The sequence below is a fragment of the Paenibacillus sp. ACRRY genome (assembly GCF_022346995.1).
In the GTDB taxonomy this organism is placed as follows: domain Bacteria; phylum Bacillota; class Bacilli; order Paenibacillales; family Paenibacillaceae; genus Paenibacillus.
In genome coordinates, this window is record NZ_JAKRNM010000001.1 from 1,781,761 (window position 1) to 1,801,191 (window position 19,431).

Sequence of the window (19,431 nt, forward strand, 5' to 3'; positions counted from 1 at the left end):
CATAGATACATTTAATTGATGGTGCTTAAGAACTTATTTTGTTTTGTTGATATTGTTCCAGCGAGATTAGAACCTCCCTAGGCTTACTGCCTTCATACGGGCCAATAACACCACGAGCCTCCATTGAGTCGATCAGACGTGCGGCGCGAGTATAACCCACTCGCATGCGCCGCTGAAGCAAGGATACGGAAGCTTGCTTCGCTTCCAAAATAATTTGCACAGCTTGCTCATACAGTTCATCTTGTACTTCATCTGCCGCTTGAACGGAGTCATCGACTTCAGGAACAATGGATTCATCGTACTGCGCTTCGCCTTGTCCACGCACATAATTAACAATATTCTCAACTTCTTCATCACTCATGAAAGCTCCCTGCACCCGTACTGGCTTGGAAGCCCCCATTGGCATGAACAGCATATCGCCCCGACCCAACAGTTTCTCGGCTCCACCCATATCTAGGATTGTCCGGGAGTCTACCTGCGAAGACACACCGAATGCGATCCGAGACGGGATATTGGCCTTGATGACACCTGTAATGACATCTACGGAAGGCCGCTGCGTGGCGATAATGAGATGGATTCCAGCTGCACGCGCCATTTGGGCAAGACGGGCAATGGCATCTTCCACATCCCCCGCTGCAACCATCATCAGATCCGCAAGCTCGTCCACAATAACAACGATGTATGGCAACACAGCTGACGGATTATCCTTCATCAGGTTGTTGTAACCTTCAACGTTCCGTGTACCCGATTTGGAGAACAACTCATACCGCTTCTCCATCTCCACCACAATTTTTTTGAGGGCAAGCGAAGCTCTCTTGGGATCCGTAACTACCGGAGCCATCAGATGAGGAATGCCATTGTATACATTAAGCTCAACCATTTTCGGGTCGACCATCAGAAATTTCACTTCATCTGGCTTCGCTTTGTACAGAATACTTGTGATAATCCCGTTAATACATACCGATTTACCAGAACCCGTGGCACCCGCAACAAGCAAATGGGGCATACGGGCGAGGTTGCCAATGATGGTCTGACCAGAAATATCCCGTCCAAATGCAATAGTCACTTTGGACTCAGCATCCTGAAACGTGGATGTTTCCATAACCTCACGCATCGTTACAACTGAAACTTCGCCGTTGGGCACCTCAATACCAATCGCTGATTTACCCGGAATCGGTGCTTCCATCCGGATATCCTTTGCCGCCAATGCCAGTGCGATATCATCAGTCAAACTTACAATTCGGCTAACTTTCACACCAATATCCGGTTGAATTTCATATCGCGTAACGGCTGGACCTCTAACAACTTCTAGCACTTTCGCCCGCACACCGAAGCTCTCCAGTGTGGCTTCAAGCTTCCGGGCAGTTTGCATATAATCTTTTTGATCCCCGCCCTTACCGCCGTTATTAGGCTTCGCAAGAAGGCGGAACGAAGGGAGTTTGTACGGCTTCGGAGGTGGTGGAGGGGGTTTAACCGGCTCCATCGCCTGTCCCTCAACAGTTTCACTGTCCATCACCGAAGATGCATTATTTAATCCACCAGGTTGTCCTTCCAGGCTGTTCTCCATCACACTCAGGTCATCAGTACCCGCCTCATTTACAGGCCAATCTGCTCCGTCCACCAGTTCATCACTAATTTTGATCGGGATGTCGTCTTCTTGGCTGGAATCTGAAATGTCCTCGGGAAACGGATACGCATCGTCGAGATCATCATCCTTCACATGATCCTCGGATCTGACATGTTCGAAGAAATCCCGAATAATCGGAGCAGAACTGGTCGGCGGAGTATCCCTTCCAGCAGAAGCTGGAACCTCTGAGGCAAATGACGGCTCTTCTTTCCATGATTCTGCGACATGATCCGGCTCTGCGCGATATAACACTTGCTCTGCTGCCGGTGGCTGCTCTTGCTCCATCTCTCGGTCTGATTTGGTTGTCTCTCGATCCGCACCCCACTTACCAAACAATTGAAAGAAAATGGGTGCTTTTCGCTTGGGAAGATGCATTTCTTCCAAGTCATCCTCTTCATCCTCTTCGATATCCGCCGGAATAGGAACCACTTTACGTGCTGCTCCAGCTTTTTTTCCGGAGGATGTTGCAGCAGAACGTGCTGAAGGTCTGGACTCCAGCTTTTTGTAGATCGAACTGCCGGCATCCCATACCTTGGATCTGAAAATGCGTACCAGATCGACATAGGACAGATTCGTAATCAGCATAAAACTGATAATAAACATCACGATCATGATCAGGCGAGCGCCCAGACTGCCGAACAGCCACAAGAACAGAGCAAACTGAGCAGCCCCAATGTAGCCGCCACTTATGTCCTTATTTAACATGGAATCACGTTCACCTGGCGCAGGTTGTAGCAGTTCGGTCTGCATATCATTATGTACTTGTGTAATAACCGCTCCAGGCTCGAGAGCACCCACAGGGATAAGCTTCTGATGCATTGCAGATACGGTACTCATCAAGGTTAACGCAAACACCAGAAGAACAAGCCCGGTCTTACGAGTAGTCCAACCGCTTGGCCACTTTCGGTGAATCATAACCATCAATCCGTAATAGATCCCAACCAGCGGAATGGCAAAATAGAATTTCCCTAGCATTAATCCGAACATTTTGGATAATGAACGTCCTACCGTTGCTTCTCCGGATAGAGCGATAACCGCCAGAGTAATAAGCACAATTCCGTAGATTTCATATTTTAAAACGCCGCTGAACGCAGCGCCTTTTTTCTTCTTCTTTTTTCTTCTGGCCAAAATCAGGTCACCCCCAGAAGAATATTATACCATACAAATATAATCCGTACATATGTTCTTTTCTTACCCTATTTGTCTTTTTTCGTCATGTTATGTTGGTCCCGCGTTACCTGAAAGAGGAACTTTGGAGCCAGGCATATTGGCGGGATCAAGGTACGCTTCTAGCGGGCAGTCAAGCAAACGCACGATAACAGCTTCGCTCTCACTAACCGGTCTGATCTGCATCAATAAACCGTTGATCTTGACTTCACGCGTATCTTCCCCTTCATTCCACATCCCTGACCAGAGATGCTCCGGCGGCATTACAGTATACATGGTCATTGAGTAAGCCCTCCTGCCTGCAGAGTCTGTCTCTTGTCTCCCATGAGTTTGTTTAACTGGGCAATGGCTTGTCCGATGCCGCCAACCGCATCCATTAATCCGTATTTGACTGCATCAGCACTTCCTACGGCGGTACCGATATCCCGGTTCAATTCCCCTGTCTTAAACATGAGTTCTTTGAACATGTCCTCCGAAATATTCGAATGCGTGGTAACAAAGCGGACAACCCGTTCCTGCATTTTCTCCATATATTCAAATGTTTGAGGAACTCCAATGACAAGGCCGTTCATCCGGATGGGATGAATCGTCATTGTTGCACTTCCGGCAATTAATGAATAGGTTGAAGCTACTGCGATTGGAACCCCAATGCTGTGTCCTCCCCCAATAACAACGGTAACGGTCGGCTTGCTCAGAGAAGCAATCATCTCGGCAATCGCTAAACCCGCCTCCACATCTCCTCCCACGGTGTTCAGAATGATCAGAATCCCTTCGATCCGGGGGTTCTGTTCAGCAGCAACCAATTGCGGAATAATATGCTCGTACTTCGTGGTTTTGTTCTGCGGAGGCAGAATCAGATGACCTTCAACCTGTCCAATAATCGTCATACAGAAAATATTGGACTCTCCTGCGGGTGACTGAGTCTGTCCGAACTGCTGGATCGCTTCTGTAACGGGAGACAATCCTTTGTCATCTTGGGCAGGCATGCTCGGTGTCTCCGTCTCAGGTTGATTTGACTTGGATGTCTGCTTGCCATTTATATACTCACTCATTATGTTAATCCCCTTCCCCATAACTATATTAATGTCTTCCTTAGTATGGGGAATTTTCCAGCTTACTTATACCCGATGAACTGCCAAAAATCCCTTACATTATCCATGAAGCCAATCCACAAAAACCAAAAAAAGCCCCTGATCTACGAGGAACCGTCCAATATTACTCGTAGATCAGGGGCGACTGTGTGCCTGAATATATGATTTTAATGTATTTTAAACTTCCATGATAATTGGCAAAATCATCGGTCTGCGACGAGTTTGCTCATACAGGAAGCGTCCCAGTGCATCTTTTACATTCGTTTTGAGTGAAGCCCATTCGTTTACGTTCTCACTCATCAACTTTTGCAGCGTGCTGCTGACAATACGGTTGGCTTCATCAAGCAGTCCTTCGGATTCCCGTACGTATACAAATCCACGGGAAATGATATCCGGACCGGAGACAATTTTACCATCCTGTTTGCTCAGGGTAACTACAACGACAAGAATACCATCTTGAGATAAAAGTTTGCGATCACGCAATACGATGTTACCTACATCGCCTACACCCAATCCGTCGATCAGTACGTTGCCTGCAGTAACTTTACCAGCCTTGCGTGCTGCTCCGCCTTGAATCTCAACCACTTCACCGATATCCGTGATGAAGATGTTATCAGGATCGATACCTACAGATTCAGCAAGAACTGCGTGGCGGCGCTGCATACGGAACTCCCCGTGAATTGGCAGGAAGAATTTAGGCTTCATCAGGTTAAGCATCAGTTTGAGCTCTTCCTGGCTACCGTGTCCTGATACGTGTACACCGCTGTTCGCACCACTGTAATGTACATTAGCTCCGAGACGGAACAGTTCATCAATGGTACGGCCTACATACTTCTCGTTACCCGGTACCGGTGTTGCTGCAATAATAACCGTGTCACCAGGAAGAATGTCTACTTTACGATGAGTAGAACGTGCCATCCGAGTCAATGCAGACATTGGCTCGCCTTGACTTCCTGTGCAGAGAATAACAACGCGGTCAGCGGCCATTTTACCTACTTCTTCAGGTTCAATGATCATGCCGTCCGGAATATCCAGATAACCCAGATCCGAAGCAATACCTACAACGTTTACCATGCTGCGTCCAATGACAGCCACTTTGCGGCCAGTCACTTCTGCTGCATTAATAACCTGTTGAATCCGGTGTACGTTGGAAGCAAAGGTAGCCACTACAACGCGCTGGCTCGCTTTACGGAAGATATCTTCCAGAACGATACCTACATTTTTTTCGGAAGGCGTAAAGCCTGGTTTCTCGGCATTGGTACTGTCAGACAAAAGCGCAAGTACGCCATTCGTACCGATCTGTGCCATACGTTGAAGATCCGCATATTGACCATTTACTGGTGTGTGGTCGAATTTGAAGTCACCTGTATGAACTACAGCACCTTCTGGTGTTTCAACACATACACCAACGGAATCCGGAATACTATGGTTAGTAGCAAAGAATGTTGCTTTCAATACCGATCCAAGTTGGATCTCGGAATCAGCATCAATCAGAATGCGTTTTGTTTCACCCAGCAAATTGGCTTCTTTCAGCTTGTTTTCCACCAGTCCGAGTGTAAGCTTCGTTCCGTATACAGGAACGTTAAGGTGTTTCAGAACATACGGCAATCCACCGATATGATCTTCGTGACCGTGAGTCAAAATAATACCTCTTACTTTGTCACGGTTCTCAGTCAAGTACGAAATGTCAGGAATGACAATGTCGATTCCAAGCATATCTTCTTCAGGGAATTTAAGACCAGCATCTACGACTACAATGTCGTTAGCGTATTGGATGACGTACATATTTTTACCAATCTCGCCTACGCCGCCCAGTGCAAAAATCATCAGTTTATCGTTATTATTTTTCTTAGACAAATGAATCTGAACCTCCTATGGTAGTTGGACGTCGTACCTTATTATTTTATTTATTGTAAGTTAAAAAAGTAATCTCCACATCAAAGCCAATAGATAGGCATGTATGCAAAAGAACACCTTTATTCACGATATTTGGAAGAAGTTCTTCGAAGCAATTCCCCTTCACCAACAAGTTGGATTTGAAATGATTCCTTCTTAGCCGTTCCTTCCCTTTTCACCGCAAAGCCACATCTCGAAACGATGTCGCTTTCAATTTCAAAAAAATACCGCACCCAGTCACTTGACATCATTATACATGATTAAAAACAAAAAAAACAAGTCACTCTGTCGTTAAGCCTTAGGTTTCCCTCTGACAGCAAGGATGAAACAACCCCAAAAAACAAAAAAAGAACCACTTCTTCTCTCTGAAGAGCGGTTCCTTTTTGTTTAAATATGTTATAAAGATTAATAATTTCAAGACATACACTTGTTATTCATTAAACAAGGCACGGATAAAGCCCTGCTCATCTTCGGTTGGAGCAATGAGCGGTAGACGCACTGACCCAACATTCAATCCACGTAACGTCAGTGCATATTTCACTGCAACCGGGTTCGGCAAAGGCTGAGGACACTCAAACAAACCTTTGAACACCGGGAAAAGCTTCTGATGCAATCTCGTTGCATTTTGAGTGTCTCCACCGACAAAGGAATCAATCATCTGCTTCATCTCTGAACCAACCACATGGCTCGCGACGCTAACAATGCCGTATGCCCCCACTGTGATCGCTGGTAAGCCTGACGCATCGTCTCCCGTATATACTTTAAAGTGATCGGGTGCATCTGCAGCGACGAGTGTCACATGCTCCAAAGAAGCACATTCTTTCGTAGCCACAATATTCGGTATCTGAGCCAGGCGAAGCGTAGTGGCCGCAGACAAGCAGGCCGAGGTACGTCCTGGCACGTTATATAGCATCACAGGCAGTTTGGTTGAGCTCGCGATGGCTTCAAAATGTTGGAACATGCCTTCTTGGCTTGGTTTGTTGTAATAAGGAACGACCAAAAGGACCCCATCCACGCCAACACGTTCAGCTTCTTGTGTCAGATGGATCGAATGGGCAGTATTGTTAGACCCTGTTCCGGCAATGATTTTGCATCTTCCTGCAGCATGCTTCACTGCAAACTCAAAAAGCTGCACCTTCTCACTGTCGCTAAGTGTAGGAGATTCACCGGTCGTACCGGACACCACAAGTGCTTCAGATTTTTGATCTGAAATTAAATAGTCTATAAGCCTTGCAGTTTCCTCCCAATGAATCTCCCCCTGTTCGTTGAACGGAGTGACCATTGCTGTAATCAATCTTCCAAAGTCCAATTCGATTTCCTCCTTCAAAACAGGTCTGGCTCCGATCGCTTCTAATTACAGATGAAGTTCGAATGAGGTGTGAAGCGCCCTCAGGGCCTGAACCATATCTTCTTTTTTTACAAGTACCCAGATGGTTGTATTCGAATCTGCAGATTGCAATATCTGAATGTCAGCCAGTGTTAACGATTCAACGATTCTTGCCATAATTCCAGGCACACCGTTAATTCCACCGCCGATCACCGAAACTTTGGCACAGCCGGACAGACTTTGAGGTTTAAGACCAATCTCTTGTAATACTTGAATTGCTTTTTCAGAGTCACTGTCGAATACCGTATACACGACTCCTGAAGGGGTAACATTAATAAAATCAACACTAATCGAATTTTCAGCCATTGTTTTGAAGACTTTCAGTTGCAGCCGATCTGCGCCTCCCGGTACATCTACGGTGATCTGGGTTACATTGCTAACGTAAGCAATACCCGTCACATAACGATCTACTATGCCTGTCTGCACATCCTGGAAGCCCTCCGGATGAGTAACAAGGGTTCCTTCGCTGTCTGCAAAAGTGGAACGCACACGTACTGGAATCTGGGATTGCATTGCAATTTCTACTGCTCGGGGGTGAATAACCTTCGCCCCGTGATGCGCCATATTACAGATCTCGGCATAACTCACCACAGTCAACGGTCGTGCATCCTCTACTATCCGCGGATCAGCGGTCAAAATGCCGTTTACATCCGTATAGATATCCACCATCTCCGCATGAAGAGCGGCACCCAGTGCCGTCGCTGATGTATCACTACCTCCACGACCTAAAGTGGTAAAGTCCCCGCTCTCTGTCTGCCCTTGGAAACCGGTAACAATAACAACACGATCTTTTTGAAGCTCCTCCAGCACACGAACAGGACGGACATCCAAAATCCGGGCATTCCCGAAATTGTCGTCCGTCACAAAGCCTGCCTGCGCACCAGTCAGCACAGTTGTGGGGATGTTTTCATGTTCCAGAAGACTGCTGAGCGTTGTAGCTGATATGATTTCACCACAGCACAACAATAAATCTTTTTCACGTGCAGACAGTGCATTACCATTTTGCGCTGCCCAGTCAAGCAATGTATCTGTAGCATATGGTTCACCCCGGCGGCCCATAGCGGATACAACAATGACAAGACTAAGTCCTGCCTCAAGTTCACGTTTAATATGACGGAGCACGTGCTCTCTTGCCTGAACTGTAGAGAGCGACGTGCCTCCAAATTTCTGTACCATGATACGCATCTTAATTCCTCCATTTGTGTACGCAAGAAGACTGGACACGGTCAAATCAACAAATGGATCAACCCAGGGAGCGTTCCGATGCAATAAATTCAGCAATGATTACGACATTATATGCCGTTTTTCCTCTGTAGATTGCTCAAAGCAATTCACAAACTGAAGGTCGGTTGTCACCGATCACGACATGCATATCTTCATGAACGCATCCCGCTTGCGATCAATTCGGTGCAAGCAGGAATGCCCTTCAACGACAGGAACGCGTACACAGAAAGATGTTAAACTTTCGACGTATCGTCCCCCATGATTTTCTTTGTCTACCCTAACCAAGTTCATTTCTTCATGCGTATAACCGTTATCCTAGAACTTCTCCACTGCGAAATCAAACCCGTAAGCAGATGTTAAACTTGGTTAATAAACGATCAAGCCTGTGCAGAGCGTTCCACAATCATCGGCTGTAACTGTTTACCTTCCAGTGCACTCCAGCATGCCTCCGGAATAAGTTCCATTTTGGCCACTAACGAGTTTGGCTTCTTCACCGGATCATCCTGCCCAAACGGTACAAAGTACATATATTTTGCCACAAGCAATTTGGCGATGTTCGCGGCATTCAGTCCCAGACCATCATTTGTGGAGATGGCGAGCACTACCGGACGCTGATTCCGCATCTGAGCTTTGGCTGCCATCAGCACAGGGCTATCGGTCATCGCATTAGCCAGCTTACTCGTGGTGTTCCCTGTGCAGGGAGCTATCACGAGCACATCAAGCAATTTGGATGGTCCGAGCGGTTCCGCCTCAACAATTGTAGAAATAATATCATTACCGGTTATATCTTTCAACTGTTTTTGCCAGTTCTGAGCCGTACCAAAGCGTGTATCCGTTGTTAATACCGAATTGGAAATAATCGGAACGACATTCGCACCCTCAGCCACAAACCGGCTAATTACCGGCATAACCTCTTCAAACGTACAATGAGAACCTGTAATCGCATAACCTACCGTTTTACCCTTCCAGTTCATTGTTCAACCTCCCGTGCGTTTTGTTCTTCCAAAAGCAAACGGATCAACGCGTCGGCAATAATGCCGCCAGCCGTTTTGGGAGCAACAATGCCGGGGAGGCCTGGCGCCAGAAGCGCTTTAATGCCGCGTTTTTCAGCATATCTGAAATCGCAGCCGCCAGGAGCGGATGCGAGGTCAATAATGACTGCTTTTTGCGGCATTCTGGACAGGATTTGTGCTGTGATTATCATAGTCGGTATCGTATTAAAAAGCAAGTCAACTGCCCCGGTTTGAGCGGCCAAATCCGTTGTCATGAAAGGCTTCCAGCCCATGATGTTAGCCCGAGCTGCATCTTCTTCCCGCCTGATTCCCACCCGTACATTTGCCCCAAGACCCTGGAGCGTTTTTGCCATTGTGAATCCTGTTCGGCCAAGCCCAAGCACAATACATTCCGACCCGTGGATCGTGAAGTCCGTCTCCCGAATCGCCATGGCGACCGCTCCCTCAGCTGTCGGTATCGAGTTGTAGAGCGCAATGTCGTCACGATCCAACACCTCGATAAGCCGCAAACCGTTATCCACGCACAACTCACGCAAAAATGGCTTTGCCATTCCTGTGAAAACAATACAATGCTCTGGCAATGCCGCTATCTGTTCTTTTTTGAGGAAAATCGGCAAGTCACTGAATGAGGTGCTCACTTTCCCCTGATCATCACATCCAACCACGGGCAGCACCAGCACATCCGCAGATGCCAACACCTCATCCTCCAGTTCATGATGTTCGATCCCCGGAATAGAACGCTCCAGCTTGTCGAAACCGACCACACTCACTGTGGCATCCAGCACTGCGCATTTTTGAATGACTTCAAGCTGCCGCGCATCTCCGCCCAGGACTACTATCCGGACTCCGGTCAGCATCGGGACGTCACTCCTTTCACCACATGTATGCCTTATCGTATGCAGGGGCCCACAGGGGGGTGAAAAACATTTCCTATCTCTTCTCCAAACAAAAAAGCCTTCCCGCATGGGGAAGGCCCTTCATCATTCGTAGCCGTTTATTATTTTCCGGTATGACCGAATCCACCCTCGCCGCGAACCGTTTCCGAAAGTTCGCTCACTTCGGTTAGTTCAATAGCAGGAACAGTCTGAAACACGATTTGAGCAATACGTTCACCCCGTACAATCGTGAATGGCTCCTGGCCCAGATTAATCAAAAGCACTTTAACCTCGCCCCGGTAATCCGCATCGATGGTCCCTGGTGTGTTTAAACAGGTAATGCCGTGCTTGAACGCCAGGCCACTGCGTGGGCGAATCTGTGCTTCAAGGCCCGCAGGCATAGCCATAGCCAGACCTGTCGGAATCAGCGTGCGCTGTCCCGGCTGCAATACAACATCCTCCTGAAGCGCAGCAACTACATCAAAGCCTGATGCAAGCTCTGACATTTTTTGAGGCAGTTTAATATCTTCATTGCCCGGTAACTTTTGAATTTGAACGTAATGCAACAAAATCATCCCTTCTTAATCCAGCAATGGTGCGATCAGAAGCACCGACCATAGCAAGCGCAAACGGCTCCGCGAACATCAGGTCAAGTACAGCATCGATATCTTCCATCGTTACTTGTTCAATTTTGGCTATCATTTCATCCAGCGTATGGTGTCTGCCCAGCATCAGTTCGTTTTTACCCAAACGATTCATCCGGCTTCCCGTGCTTTCCAAACTGAGAATCAGACTACCCTTCAGCTGTTCTTTTCCTTTGCGCAGTTCATCTTCCGTCAGACCGTTAACTGCAAGATCCTGCAGAACCTCTTTGGTCAGGTCCAACACTTCTTTCGTTTGTTTCGGTGCAGTACCTGCATATATCGTAAACAGCCCGCTGTCCGCATGAGAACTGTGATAGGAATAAACGGAATATGCCAGTCCGCGCTTTTCACGAATTTCCTGGAACAGTCTGGAGCTCATTCCGCCACCAATGGCATTATTCAATACAACCATGGCAAACTGCAGTGGATCTCCGATTTTGCAGCCTGGAAACGAAATACAAATGTGATTCTGTTCGGTTTTCTTCTTGTGAAAGAGCTGCCCACTCTGGAACTTGGGAACGGTAATCTGTTCTGCCGCACCATGAACGTCAAATGATCCAAAGTGCTTTTCCATCAATTCAATCACACTGTCATCAATATTACCTGCAATACTAATGACTGTGTTCTCAATCGTGTAGTGCTCCTTCATATATGCACGCAGATCGCTGGAACCCATCGCTTTGAGTTGTTCTTCCGTACCCAGAATCGGGTAAGCCAGCGGATGCTCTCCATAAGCAGCCGTAGCCATCAAATCGTGTACCATATCATCCGGCGTATCCTCGTACATTGAAATCTCTTCGAGGATGACGTTTTTCTCCTTGATGAGCTCGCCATCATCCATTTTGGAACGGAAAAACATGTCAGACAATACATCTACAGCGATAGGCAGATGCTCATCCAATACTTTAGCATAATAACACGTGTATTCTTTCGAAGTGAATGCGTTCACGTTACCGCCGATAGCATCAAACTGTTCCGCAATTGCTTTGGCATCGTAACGATCCGTTCCCTTGAACAACATGTGCTCAATAAAATGTGATACTCCATTGTTAACAGGCTGCTCGTTACGCGATCCTGTCTTGACCCATATACCAAAAGACACGGAACGACAGGTCGGAATCTGTTCCATGACTACCCTGAGGCCATTGCCCAGCTGAATTTTTTTCACGGTTGGCCCTCCTACATCTCTATAATTGCCTTGATCTCCAAAAACGAAATCGACATTTGGTTCCAACTGTTTGATATTAACAAAAAAACGCCGCTCACTCAACCGCCGGAGCTTTTATGCGTTCAGAAGATAACGTCTCACTCACTGTACCGAGAGCGAGGCCTTTCCCACGAATCGACTCAATCATGCCTTTCAGTGCGCCTGACGAGGATGCAGTGGGATGCATCAAAATTAACGTACCCGCTTCCACTTTTGCCTCAATCTTATTTACAATCGAAGCTGAACTTGGCTTTCTCCAATCCACGGTGTCCAGTGTCCATAGGACCGTTTGCAACCCCATGCTTGAGGCAATGTCTACTGTTTTCTGATTAAAGTCACCTGACGGGGGAGCAAACCAGCGATTTTCCACTCCTAGCGTCTCCTTGAGCAGATCCTCTGTCTTGCTTATCTCAAGTCTGGCCCGTTCTGCACTCAATCGACTCATGTTTGGATGAGAGTAAGCATGGTTGGACAGTTCATGACCTCGTTTCTGAATCTCTTTGGCGAGCTCGGCATTTTTCTTTAACCAGCTTCCATCCAAAAAAAAGGTCGCCTTCACCTTCGCGGCATCGAGCGTATCAAGCATCGGGATAATATACTCATTGCCCCAAGCCACATTAATCATAAACGAAACCATCGGCTTTGCCGGATTCCCCCGGTATACCGGGTGAGCTCCAAGATCCTTGAGCTGGATTTCTGGTTCAACCTGACGATAAACATATGCAATTTTGGTATTGAGGTTACCACCAAGTGCCTTGCGATACGTGGCTTCCACATCAATCTCCAAGCCATTATAGCCCGGTATTGCCTTCCATACCCTGTCCACTTTGGCATTGACCGGAGCTATTTTTGTTTCGGCCGCTTTATCCCGGATCGCCGATAACAGGGCATCCTCTCCAGTCGCCTCTTGAAACATATCAAATGCATTTTGTGTCCCCGGGCCATCCCGAATCTCCGTAATGTATGTACGTACACTGCCTACTTGTCCGACCAGTATGACAGCCGCCACACCCGCCAGAACTGCAACCAGCTTTTTAGATTGGTTTTTCACAGTTCCATCCTCCCGCCGTCTTTGTCCCCATCATATGAGGACAAGGGCAAGAATATGAACAAATTCAGGCAGTCTTTTGAAATTCATTAACGTTAAGCGATTTTAGGCGTTAAAAAAAGAGCCAGAAATACACATTCTGTCTCTTCATTCAATGGATCTGTAAAAATTAAGCAGAGCTTAGGACTGTGCCGGAGCTTCAGCCGTTAATACTGCTTTGCGGGACAAGTTGATGCGACCTTGTTGGTCAATTTCCGTTACTTTAACGGTAATGGAATCACCTACGGCTACAACATCTTCTACTTTGGCAACACGCTCTGTTGACAATTGTGAGATGTGAACCAGACCCTCTTTGTTCGGCAGAACTTCGACAAATGCACCGAATTTCTCAACACGTTTTACTTTGCCGACATAAATCTCGCCGACCAGCACTTCACGTACGATTCCTTCAATAATCGATTTTGCCTTATCATTCATGTCCTGGTTGGAAGAAGCGATAAATACGCGTCCATCCTGTTCAATATCAATTTTAACACCAGTTTCCTCGATGATTTTATTGATAATTTTACCACCAGCACCGATAACATCACGGATTTTATCCGGATTAATATGCATAGTCGTAATCTTAGGCGCGTACTGTGACAACTGCTCACGTGGCGTTTTCATTACTTCGGTCATTTTGCCCAGGATATGCATACGGCCTTCTTTGGCTTGAGCCAACGCTTCGGACAAAATTTGACGATCAATACCATCAATTTTAATATCCATCTGGATCGCTGTCACACCTTCAGGTGTTCCTGCAACTTTGAAGTCCATGTCACCCAGGTGATCTTCCATACCTTGAATGTCACTAAGAATGGACACATGCTCTCCATCTTTGATCAGACCCATAGCTACCCCAGCAACCGGAGCTTTAATGGGTACACCAGCATCCATCATGGCAAGCGTACTTGCGCAGATACTTGCTTGTGAAGTTGATCCGTTAGATTCCAATACTTCTGATACCAGACGAATTGTGTACGGGAAGTCCGTCTCCGAAGGAATAACTTTAGCCAGAGCACGTTCACCCAACGCACCATGTCCAATCTCACGACGACCTGGAGCACGCAATGGACGAGCTTCACCCACGCTGAATGGCGGGAAGTTGTAATGATGCATGAAGCGTTTGGTTTCTTCCAAGCTGATTCCATCCAGAATCTGAACATCACCCAATGCACCCAAGGTACAAATGCTAAGCGCTTGTGTTTGACCACGTGTGAACAAACCGGAACCATGCGTACGTGGCAGCAATGATGTATCACACTCAATTGGACGAATCTCTGCAAGTCCGCGTCCGTCCGGACGAACCTTATCATGTGTGATCAAGCGGCGCACTTCTTCTTTGACGATATCGTGCAGCACTTCCTTCACGTCTTTGAGCAGTTCAGGAGTCTCGATGTATTGCTCTTCAAAATGAGCAACGGTTTCGTCATTCACTGCATCAATCGCGTCTTGACGAGCATGCTTCTCAGCGATTTTAACCGCTTCTACCAAGCGAGCACTCGCATATTCACGTACAGCACTGTTAACTTCAGCATTTACAGCGTGCAGTTTTACAGCCATTTTTTCTTTGCCGGCCACTTGGACCAGTTCTTCAATGACAGCCACAATGTTCTTGATTTCATCATGTCCGAACATGATGGCTTCGAGCATAACTTCTTCCGGAACTTCGTTTGCTTCTGCCTCTACCATCATGATGGCATCTTTGGTTCCTGCAACAACGAGTTCAATTTCACTGACTTCAAGCTGTGCAATGGTTGGGTTAATAATGAATTCACCATCAATACGTCCAACTTTTACGCCACCGATTGGCCCGTTGAATGGAACGTCCGAAATGCTCAGTGCAGCCGATGTACCGATCATGGCAGCAATCTGTGGTTCACAGTCCTGATCAACACTCATAACGATGTTGAGAACTTGTACATCATTACGGAAACCTTCAGGGAACAATGGACGGATTGGACGGTCTGTCAGACGACTAGCAAGAATGGCTTTCTCACTTGGTCTTCCTTCCCGTTTAATGAATCCGCCTGGAATTTTACCTACGGCATACAATCTTTCCTCATAGTTCACCGTGAGCGGGAAAAAGTCCAGATCTTTCGGTTCGCTTGATGCTGTAACGGTACACAAAACAACCGTATCTCCGTATGTTACTTTAACGGCAGCATTTGCCTGTTTAGCCAAACGTCCTGTTTCAAGCACAAGCGTTCTTCCACCAAGCTGCATTTCAACACGCTTTTCCATGAAATCCCTCCTTCTAATCGTTCCTAACACAATGGATTCTGCATTTTCTCAGTATTTCCTGCTTGTCCTGCATTCATTAACTTGCAAAACAAAAGCTCCTTGCGGAGCTGTCATCTACAAATATATGGCAACATGTTCATCTACAAAACAACCCAGCTGTAAACTCCGCTTGTCCCTCAATACAGAGGAACGACGGATAACAGCCAGGTTGGTTTTGAAAACATGTACGATAATTAACGACGCAATCCGAGTTTCTCGATCAATGCGCTGTAACGTTTAACATCTTTGTTTTTCACGTAAGCCAAAAGCTTACGACGTTGACCTACCATTTTCAAAAGTCCACGACGTGAGTGGTGGTCTTTCTTATGCGTACGCAAGTGGTCTGTCAAACTTCTGATGTTTTCCGTAAGGATAGCAACTTGCACCTCAGGTGATCCAGTATCGGACTCATGAGTTTTGTGCTCGTCGATCAGTTGTTGTTTACGTTCTTGAGTCAATGCCATCCTATTCACCTCCTTCATTATAATCGCCATTAGCCTCGTTACCGCCGGTGAGAGCGTGCAACCAAGCCAAGGTTGTCTGTTGTCTAAAACGACAACGTAGTACATTATATCATAGTTGCCTAACCAAAGTAAATGTAAACATACATTTTACTCGGAATTTCAACCTAAGAGTCTTGCAGCAGTCAAGGCATCTTCCCGAATCTGGCTAATCAGAGCATCGATCGAGTCAAACTTGCGTTCTTCCCGAATATAGTGTACCAGTTCTACCTTCAGTTCCTCATCATAGAGATGCCCTTCAAAATCAAGCACATGTACTTCAAACGTAGGCTTCATCCCGCTATCGTGGAACGTAGGCTTCACACCGAGGTTCATTACCCCTCGCAACGACTGCTCCCCATGATATACGCGAACAGCATACACACCTTTCGCAGGTGCCACATAATGGTCTGTTAATTCGAGATTTGCAGTAGGGAAACCAATCGTCCGGCCGCGTTTCTCTCCGTGGATAACCGTTCCTCTGATACTGTAAGGACGTCCAAGCCACTGACTTGCTTCATCCATTTCTCCACGTTTAAGCAAACCACGAATTAAAGAACTGCTGACCTTCTCCCCATTAAGCAGGAATGGAGGTACAGTTTCTACAGCCATCTCATTGCTGCCCAGCGAACGAAGCATCTGCTCATCACCGGCTCCCTTGTGACCAAAACGGAAGTCAAAACCAACTACCGCCGTTCGAGTCTGAAGCGGAATCAGCAGATCATGTACAAACTGCTCCGGTGTCAACTGTGAAAATTCTTTATTAAACTCCACAACATATAACACATCAACGCCCATCTCTGCCAAGATATCTTCCTTATCTCTCAGGGGCGTCAAGTAACCTTCGTAATCACCTTTGCGCATGACTTCTTTCGGGTGCGGATGGAAGGTCATTACCGCCGACTGCATGCCCTTTTCACGAGCAATGCGGACAGCTGACAGAATGACGCTTGCATGTCCGAGATGCATTCCATCAAATTGGCCAATGGCCAGCACCTGGGGTTGTCTACGCAATTCATCGGAAGTTAATGTCTGCGGATACGTTAGCATTACGGTTTTCATACAATCATTCACCTGCATTTCACTTGATAGACCGAGCTTAACATCACATGAACCTAAACTCAAGGCCTCATTATTCCGGTAAAAAAACCTTTACAGCTCGAACTGTTGGTTTATGTTTATCTCGTTCGAAGATACCGAGAAATGTGCCATCCTGAGCATATAACCGCAAAAGCCCTGGCTGTTCCACGGGCGGCTCCAATAAACGTGCAGACAATTTCTGACCTTGGAGAGCTCCTTTGGTGTTGTCCTCTAGAACTTTATGGGCAGGCATGTAGTCAACGGCATCATCTACCGAAATCAGCACTTCAGCCAGCGTACCTGCTGCCATGTGCTGTTCCACATCCTCAAATCGCAAACACCGATCCGCTGTAACTCCCGCAGAAATGGTACGCTCAAGCTGTACCATAGTAGATGGGTATCCCAGTTCTCGGCCGATATCCACGCACAGTGTTCGAATATATGTCCCTTTGGAACATAATGCCCGGAAGGAAATATCAATCGTGTCGCCATGCGTTTCGATTCCGGTCAGTTCAATCTCGTAAATCGTAACCTCGCGGCTCTTACGTTCGACGGTTTTGCCTTCACGTGCAAGCTCATACAGACGTTTACCGTCGACTTTCACAGCAGAGTACATGGGTGGAATCTGGGAAATCGTACCCTTAAACTGATTCAGGACCTCAAGCACCTGTTCTTCAGTAACTTGGACTGGTTCTTCCGAACGTTCAATAACCTCACCCGTCATATCCTCCGTGTCCGTGGACAGACCCAATCGTAGTGTTGCCAAGTACTCCTTCGGAAGTTCCTGCATGTATTCGACCACCCGAGTGGCCCGTCCGAGGCATAGCGGAAGTACACCTGTAACTTGTGGGTCCAATGTTCCTGTATGCCCAATACGCTTCATTTTCAAAATGCGTCGCATTTTGGCCACAACATCATGTGAGGTGAATCCTGCTGGCTTGTATACAGGCAAAATTCCTTCAAGTGGTTTTACCATTGCGCATTCACCTGCTTCAGTACTTTGGCTACAATCTCTTCCAATTCACCTTCGACACGGCATCCGGCAGCCAGTACGTGGCCTCCTCCGCCAAATGTCTGTGCAAGCGCAGCAACATCGACTTTACCTGCCGACCGAAGAGACACTTTTACAGCATTGTTGTTGATCACTTTGAAAAAGATCCCCACTTCCACGCCTTGAATATTCCGAGGGTAGTTTACAACCCCTTCGAGATCCTCATTAGCCGCTCCACAAGCGATCATATCTTCCGGTGTGATAACCACCCAGGCAATTTTTCCGTCCTTTGTCATTTGCAGACTCGAAAGTGCCTGATTTAATACACGAACCTGAGGTAGCGTAACCTGTTCAAGCAAAATTTGCGCGAGGTAAGGTCCATCCACGCCATGTTCCAGCAATTTGGATGCAGTTGTCATTACATTTGGACTGGTATTCGCGTACCGAAACCCGCCTGTATCCGTAAGCAACCCTGTATATATAGCCGTTGCAGCATCTTTGTTCAAGGTCACTGGGAACAAGTTTACAAAATCAAACAAGATTTCCGCAGTAGCTGCTGCATCCGGTTTAATGATATTTACCGTTCCATAAGCATCATTAGTGGGATGGTGATCAATATTTAAAATAACAGCATCTTCTTCAAAATAATCGCGAGTTAGGCCCACTCTTGCAAAGTCTGCACAGTCTACACAAATCACTGCTTTATATTTACGCTGCGGTGGTTGTTCGGTCATGTTCACGATTTCGTCTGCACCCCACAAAAAACGCATACGCTGCGGGATTTCACCTTCATTGATCATCGTGAATGTCTTCCCCAGACATGACAGCAGCCAGCCCACTGTTACTGTCGAGCTGACTGCGTCACCGTCCGGCTGTACATGCGACACGACCAGGTAATCATCATGCTCCAGCAGGAATTGCTTTCCTGCCTGAAGCGCCTGTTCATAAGTGTGCATTGCCGTCTCCTTTATGCTGTTACTGGGATTCGTTCTTGTCCGTACCGATGTCGCCAAGCAGCTTTTCAATCCGGCTGCCATAAGCGATCGATTCGTCGATCTTGAATATCAATTCAGGTACATGGCGAAGTCTAATTCGCTTGCCCAGCTCGGAACGCAAAAATCCATTTGCTTTGTCGAGTGCTTTAAGCGAGTTATCCTTTTGCTCCTGTTCACCGAAGACACTCAGATAAACTTTGGCTTGCGACAAGTCATTAGTCACGTCGACACCTGTTACGGTAATGAAGCCGATACGTGGATCTTTCAGTTCGGACTGGATAAGCACACTCAATTCTTTCTTGATCTGCTCGCCCACTCTACCTGTACGAATCTTGGCCATAGTTGTTCACCTCATGCTTCCTTG

At 46.9% G+C, this 19,431-nt stretch carries 17 protein-coding genes; all 17 read right to left on the bottom strand.

All coding sequences use genetic code 11. From position 1 onward, the window contains the following. Positions 1-25 precede the first annotated feature (25 nt). Positions 26-2,755 (bottom strand): FtsK/SpoIIIE family DNA translocase, encoded by a 2,730-nt coding sequence (locus MH144_RS07620; RefSeq protein ID WP_239298885.1) that lies wholly within the window; start codon positions 2,753-2,755, stop codon positions 26-28. Positions 2,756-2,845: 90 nt separating this feature from the next. Then, positions 2,846-3,076 carry a YlzJ-like family protein gene (locus MH144_RS07625; protein ID WP_095358583.1) on the bottom strand — a complete coding sequence of 77 codons (231 nt, stop codon included), beginning with the start codon at positions 3,074-3,076 and terminating at the stop codon, positions 2,846-2,848. Then, complete coding sequence (locus tag MH144_RS07630; RefSeq protein ID WP_239299294.1) at positions 3,073-3,780, bottom strand: ClpP family protease; 708 nt, start codon at positions 3,778-3,780, stop codon at positions 3,073-3,075. Before MH144_RS07630 ends, MH144_RS07625 begins: the two co-directional genes overlap by 4 nt. A gap of 282 nt (positions 3,781-4,062) precedes the next feature. Further along, complete coding sequence (locus MH144_RS07635; protein ID WP_095287708.1) at positions 4,063-5,742, bottom strand: ribonuclease J; 1,680 nt, start codon at positions 5,740-5,742, stop codon at positions 4,063-4,065. A gap of 469 nt (positions 5,743-6,211) precedes the next feature. Continuing rightward, entirely contained in the window at positions 6,212-7,090 is an 879-nt protein-coding gene (gene dapA, locus MH144_RS07640) for a 4-hydroxy-tetrahydrodipicolinate synthase (RefSeq protein WP_239298887.1), read from the bottom strand. Positions 7,091-7,135: 45 nt separating this feature from the next. Continuing rightward, positions 7,136-8,353 carry an aspartate kinase gene (gene dapG, locus MH144_RS07645; protein WP_239298889.1) on the bottom strand — a complete coding sequence of 406 codons (1,218 nt, stop codon included), beginning with the start codon at positions 8,351-8,353 and terminating at the stop codon, positions 7,136-7,138. A gap of 416 nt (positions 8,354-8,769) precedes the next feature. After that, a complete protein-coding gene (locus MH144_RS07650; protein WP_153978033.1) occupies positions 8,770-9,366 on the bottom strand; it encodes a dipicolinate synthase subunit B in 597 nt (198 codons plus the stop codon). Next, positions 9,363-10,262 (bottom strand): dipicolinate synthase subunit DpsA, encoded by a 900-nt coding sequence (gene dpsA, locus MH144_RS07655; protein WP_239298891.1) that lies wholly within the window; start codon positions 10,260-10,262, stop codon positions 9,363-9,365. Before dpsA ends, MH144_RS07650 begins: the two co-directional genes overlap by 4 nt. 140 nt (positions 10,263-10,402) lie before the next feature. Further along, positions 10,403-10,849: a dUTP diphosphatase gene (gene dut, locus MH144_RS07660; RefSeq protein WP_239298893.1), complete on the bottom strand. Its 447-nt coding sequence runs from the start codon at positions 10,847-10,849 to the stop codon at positions 10,403-10,405. Beyond that, positions 10,809-12,092 (bottom strand): M16 family metallopeptidase, encoded by a 1,284-nt coding sequence (locus tag MH144_RS07665; protein WP_239298895.1) that lies wholly within the window; start codon positions 12,090-12,092, stop codon positions 10,809-10,811. Before MH144_RS07665 ends, dut begins: the two co-directional genes overlap by 41 nt. A gap of 94 nt (positions 12,093-12,186) precedes the next feature. After that, positions 12,187-13,182: a polysaccharide deacetylase family protein gene (locus MH144_RS07670; RefSeq protein ID WP_239298897.1), complete on the bottom strand. Its 996-nt coding sequence runs from the start codon at positions 13,180-13,182 to the stop codon at positions 12,187-12,189. A gap of 177 nt (positions 13,183-13,359) precedes the next feature. Further along, positions 13,360-15,462, bottom strand: a complete 2,103-nt coding sequence (pnp, locus tag MH144_RS07675; protein ID WP_153978031.1) for a polyribonucleotide nucleotidyltransferase — start codon at positions 15,460-15,462, stop codon at positions 13,360-13,362. A 233-nt stretch (positions 15,463-15,695) separates the two neighbouring features. Further along, positions 15,696-15,965 carry a 30S ribosomal protein S15 gene (rpsO, locus tag MH144_RS07680; RefSeq protein WP_056700672.1) on the bottom strand — a complete coding sequence of 90 codons (270 nt, stop codon included), beginning with the start codon at positions 15,963-15,965 and terminating at the stop codon, positions 15,696-15,698. A gap of 159 nt (positions 15,966-16,124) precedes the next feature. Further along, positions 16,125-17,063, bottom strand: a complete 939-nt coding sequence (locus tag MH144_RS07685; protein WP_239298899.1) for a bifunctional riboflavin kinase/FAD synthetase — start codon at positions 17,061-17,063, stop codon at positions 16,125-16,127. A gap of 70 nt (positions 17,064-17,133) precedes the next feature. Next, positions 17,134-18,057, bottom strand: coding sequence for a tRNA pseudouridine(55) synthase TruB (truB, locus tag MH144_RS07690; protein WP_239298901.1), 924 nt, complete (start codon positions 18,055-18,057; stop codon positions 17,134-17,136). Continuing rightward, the gene (locus MH144_RS07695) at positions 18,051-19,028 is read right to left on the bottom strand and encodes a DHH family phosphoesterase (RefSeq protein WP_239298903.1); all 978 of its coding nucleotides are present in this window, start codon (positions 19,026-19,028) and stop codon (positions 18,051-18,053) included. Before MH144_RS07695 ends, truB begins: the two co-directional genes overlap by 7 nt. 19 nt (positions 19,029-19,047) lie before the next feature. Continuing rightward, positions 19,048-19,407: a 30S ribosome-binding factor RbfA gene (gene rbfA / locus MH144_RS07700; RefSeq protein ID WP_095358595.1), complete on the bottom strand. Its 360-nt coding sequence runs from the start codon at positions 19,405-19,407 to the stop codon at positions 19,048-19,050. Positions 19,408-19,431 lie beyond the last annotated feature (24 nt).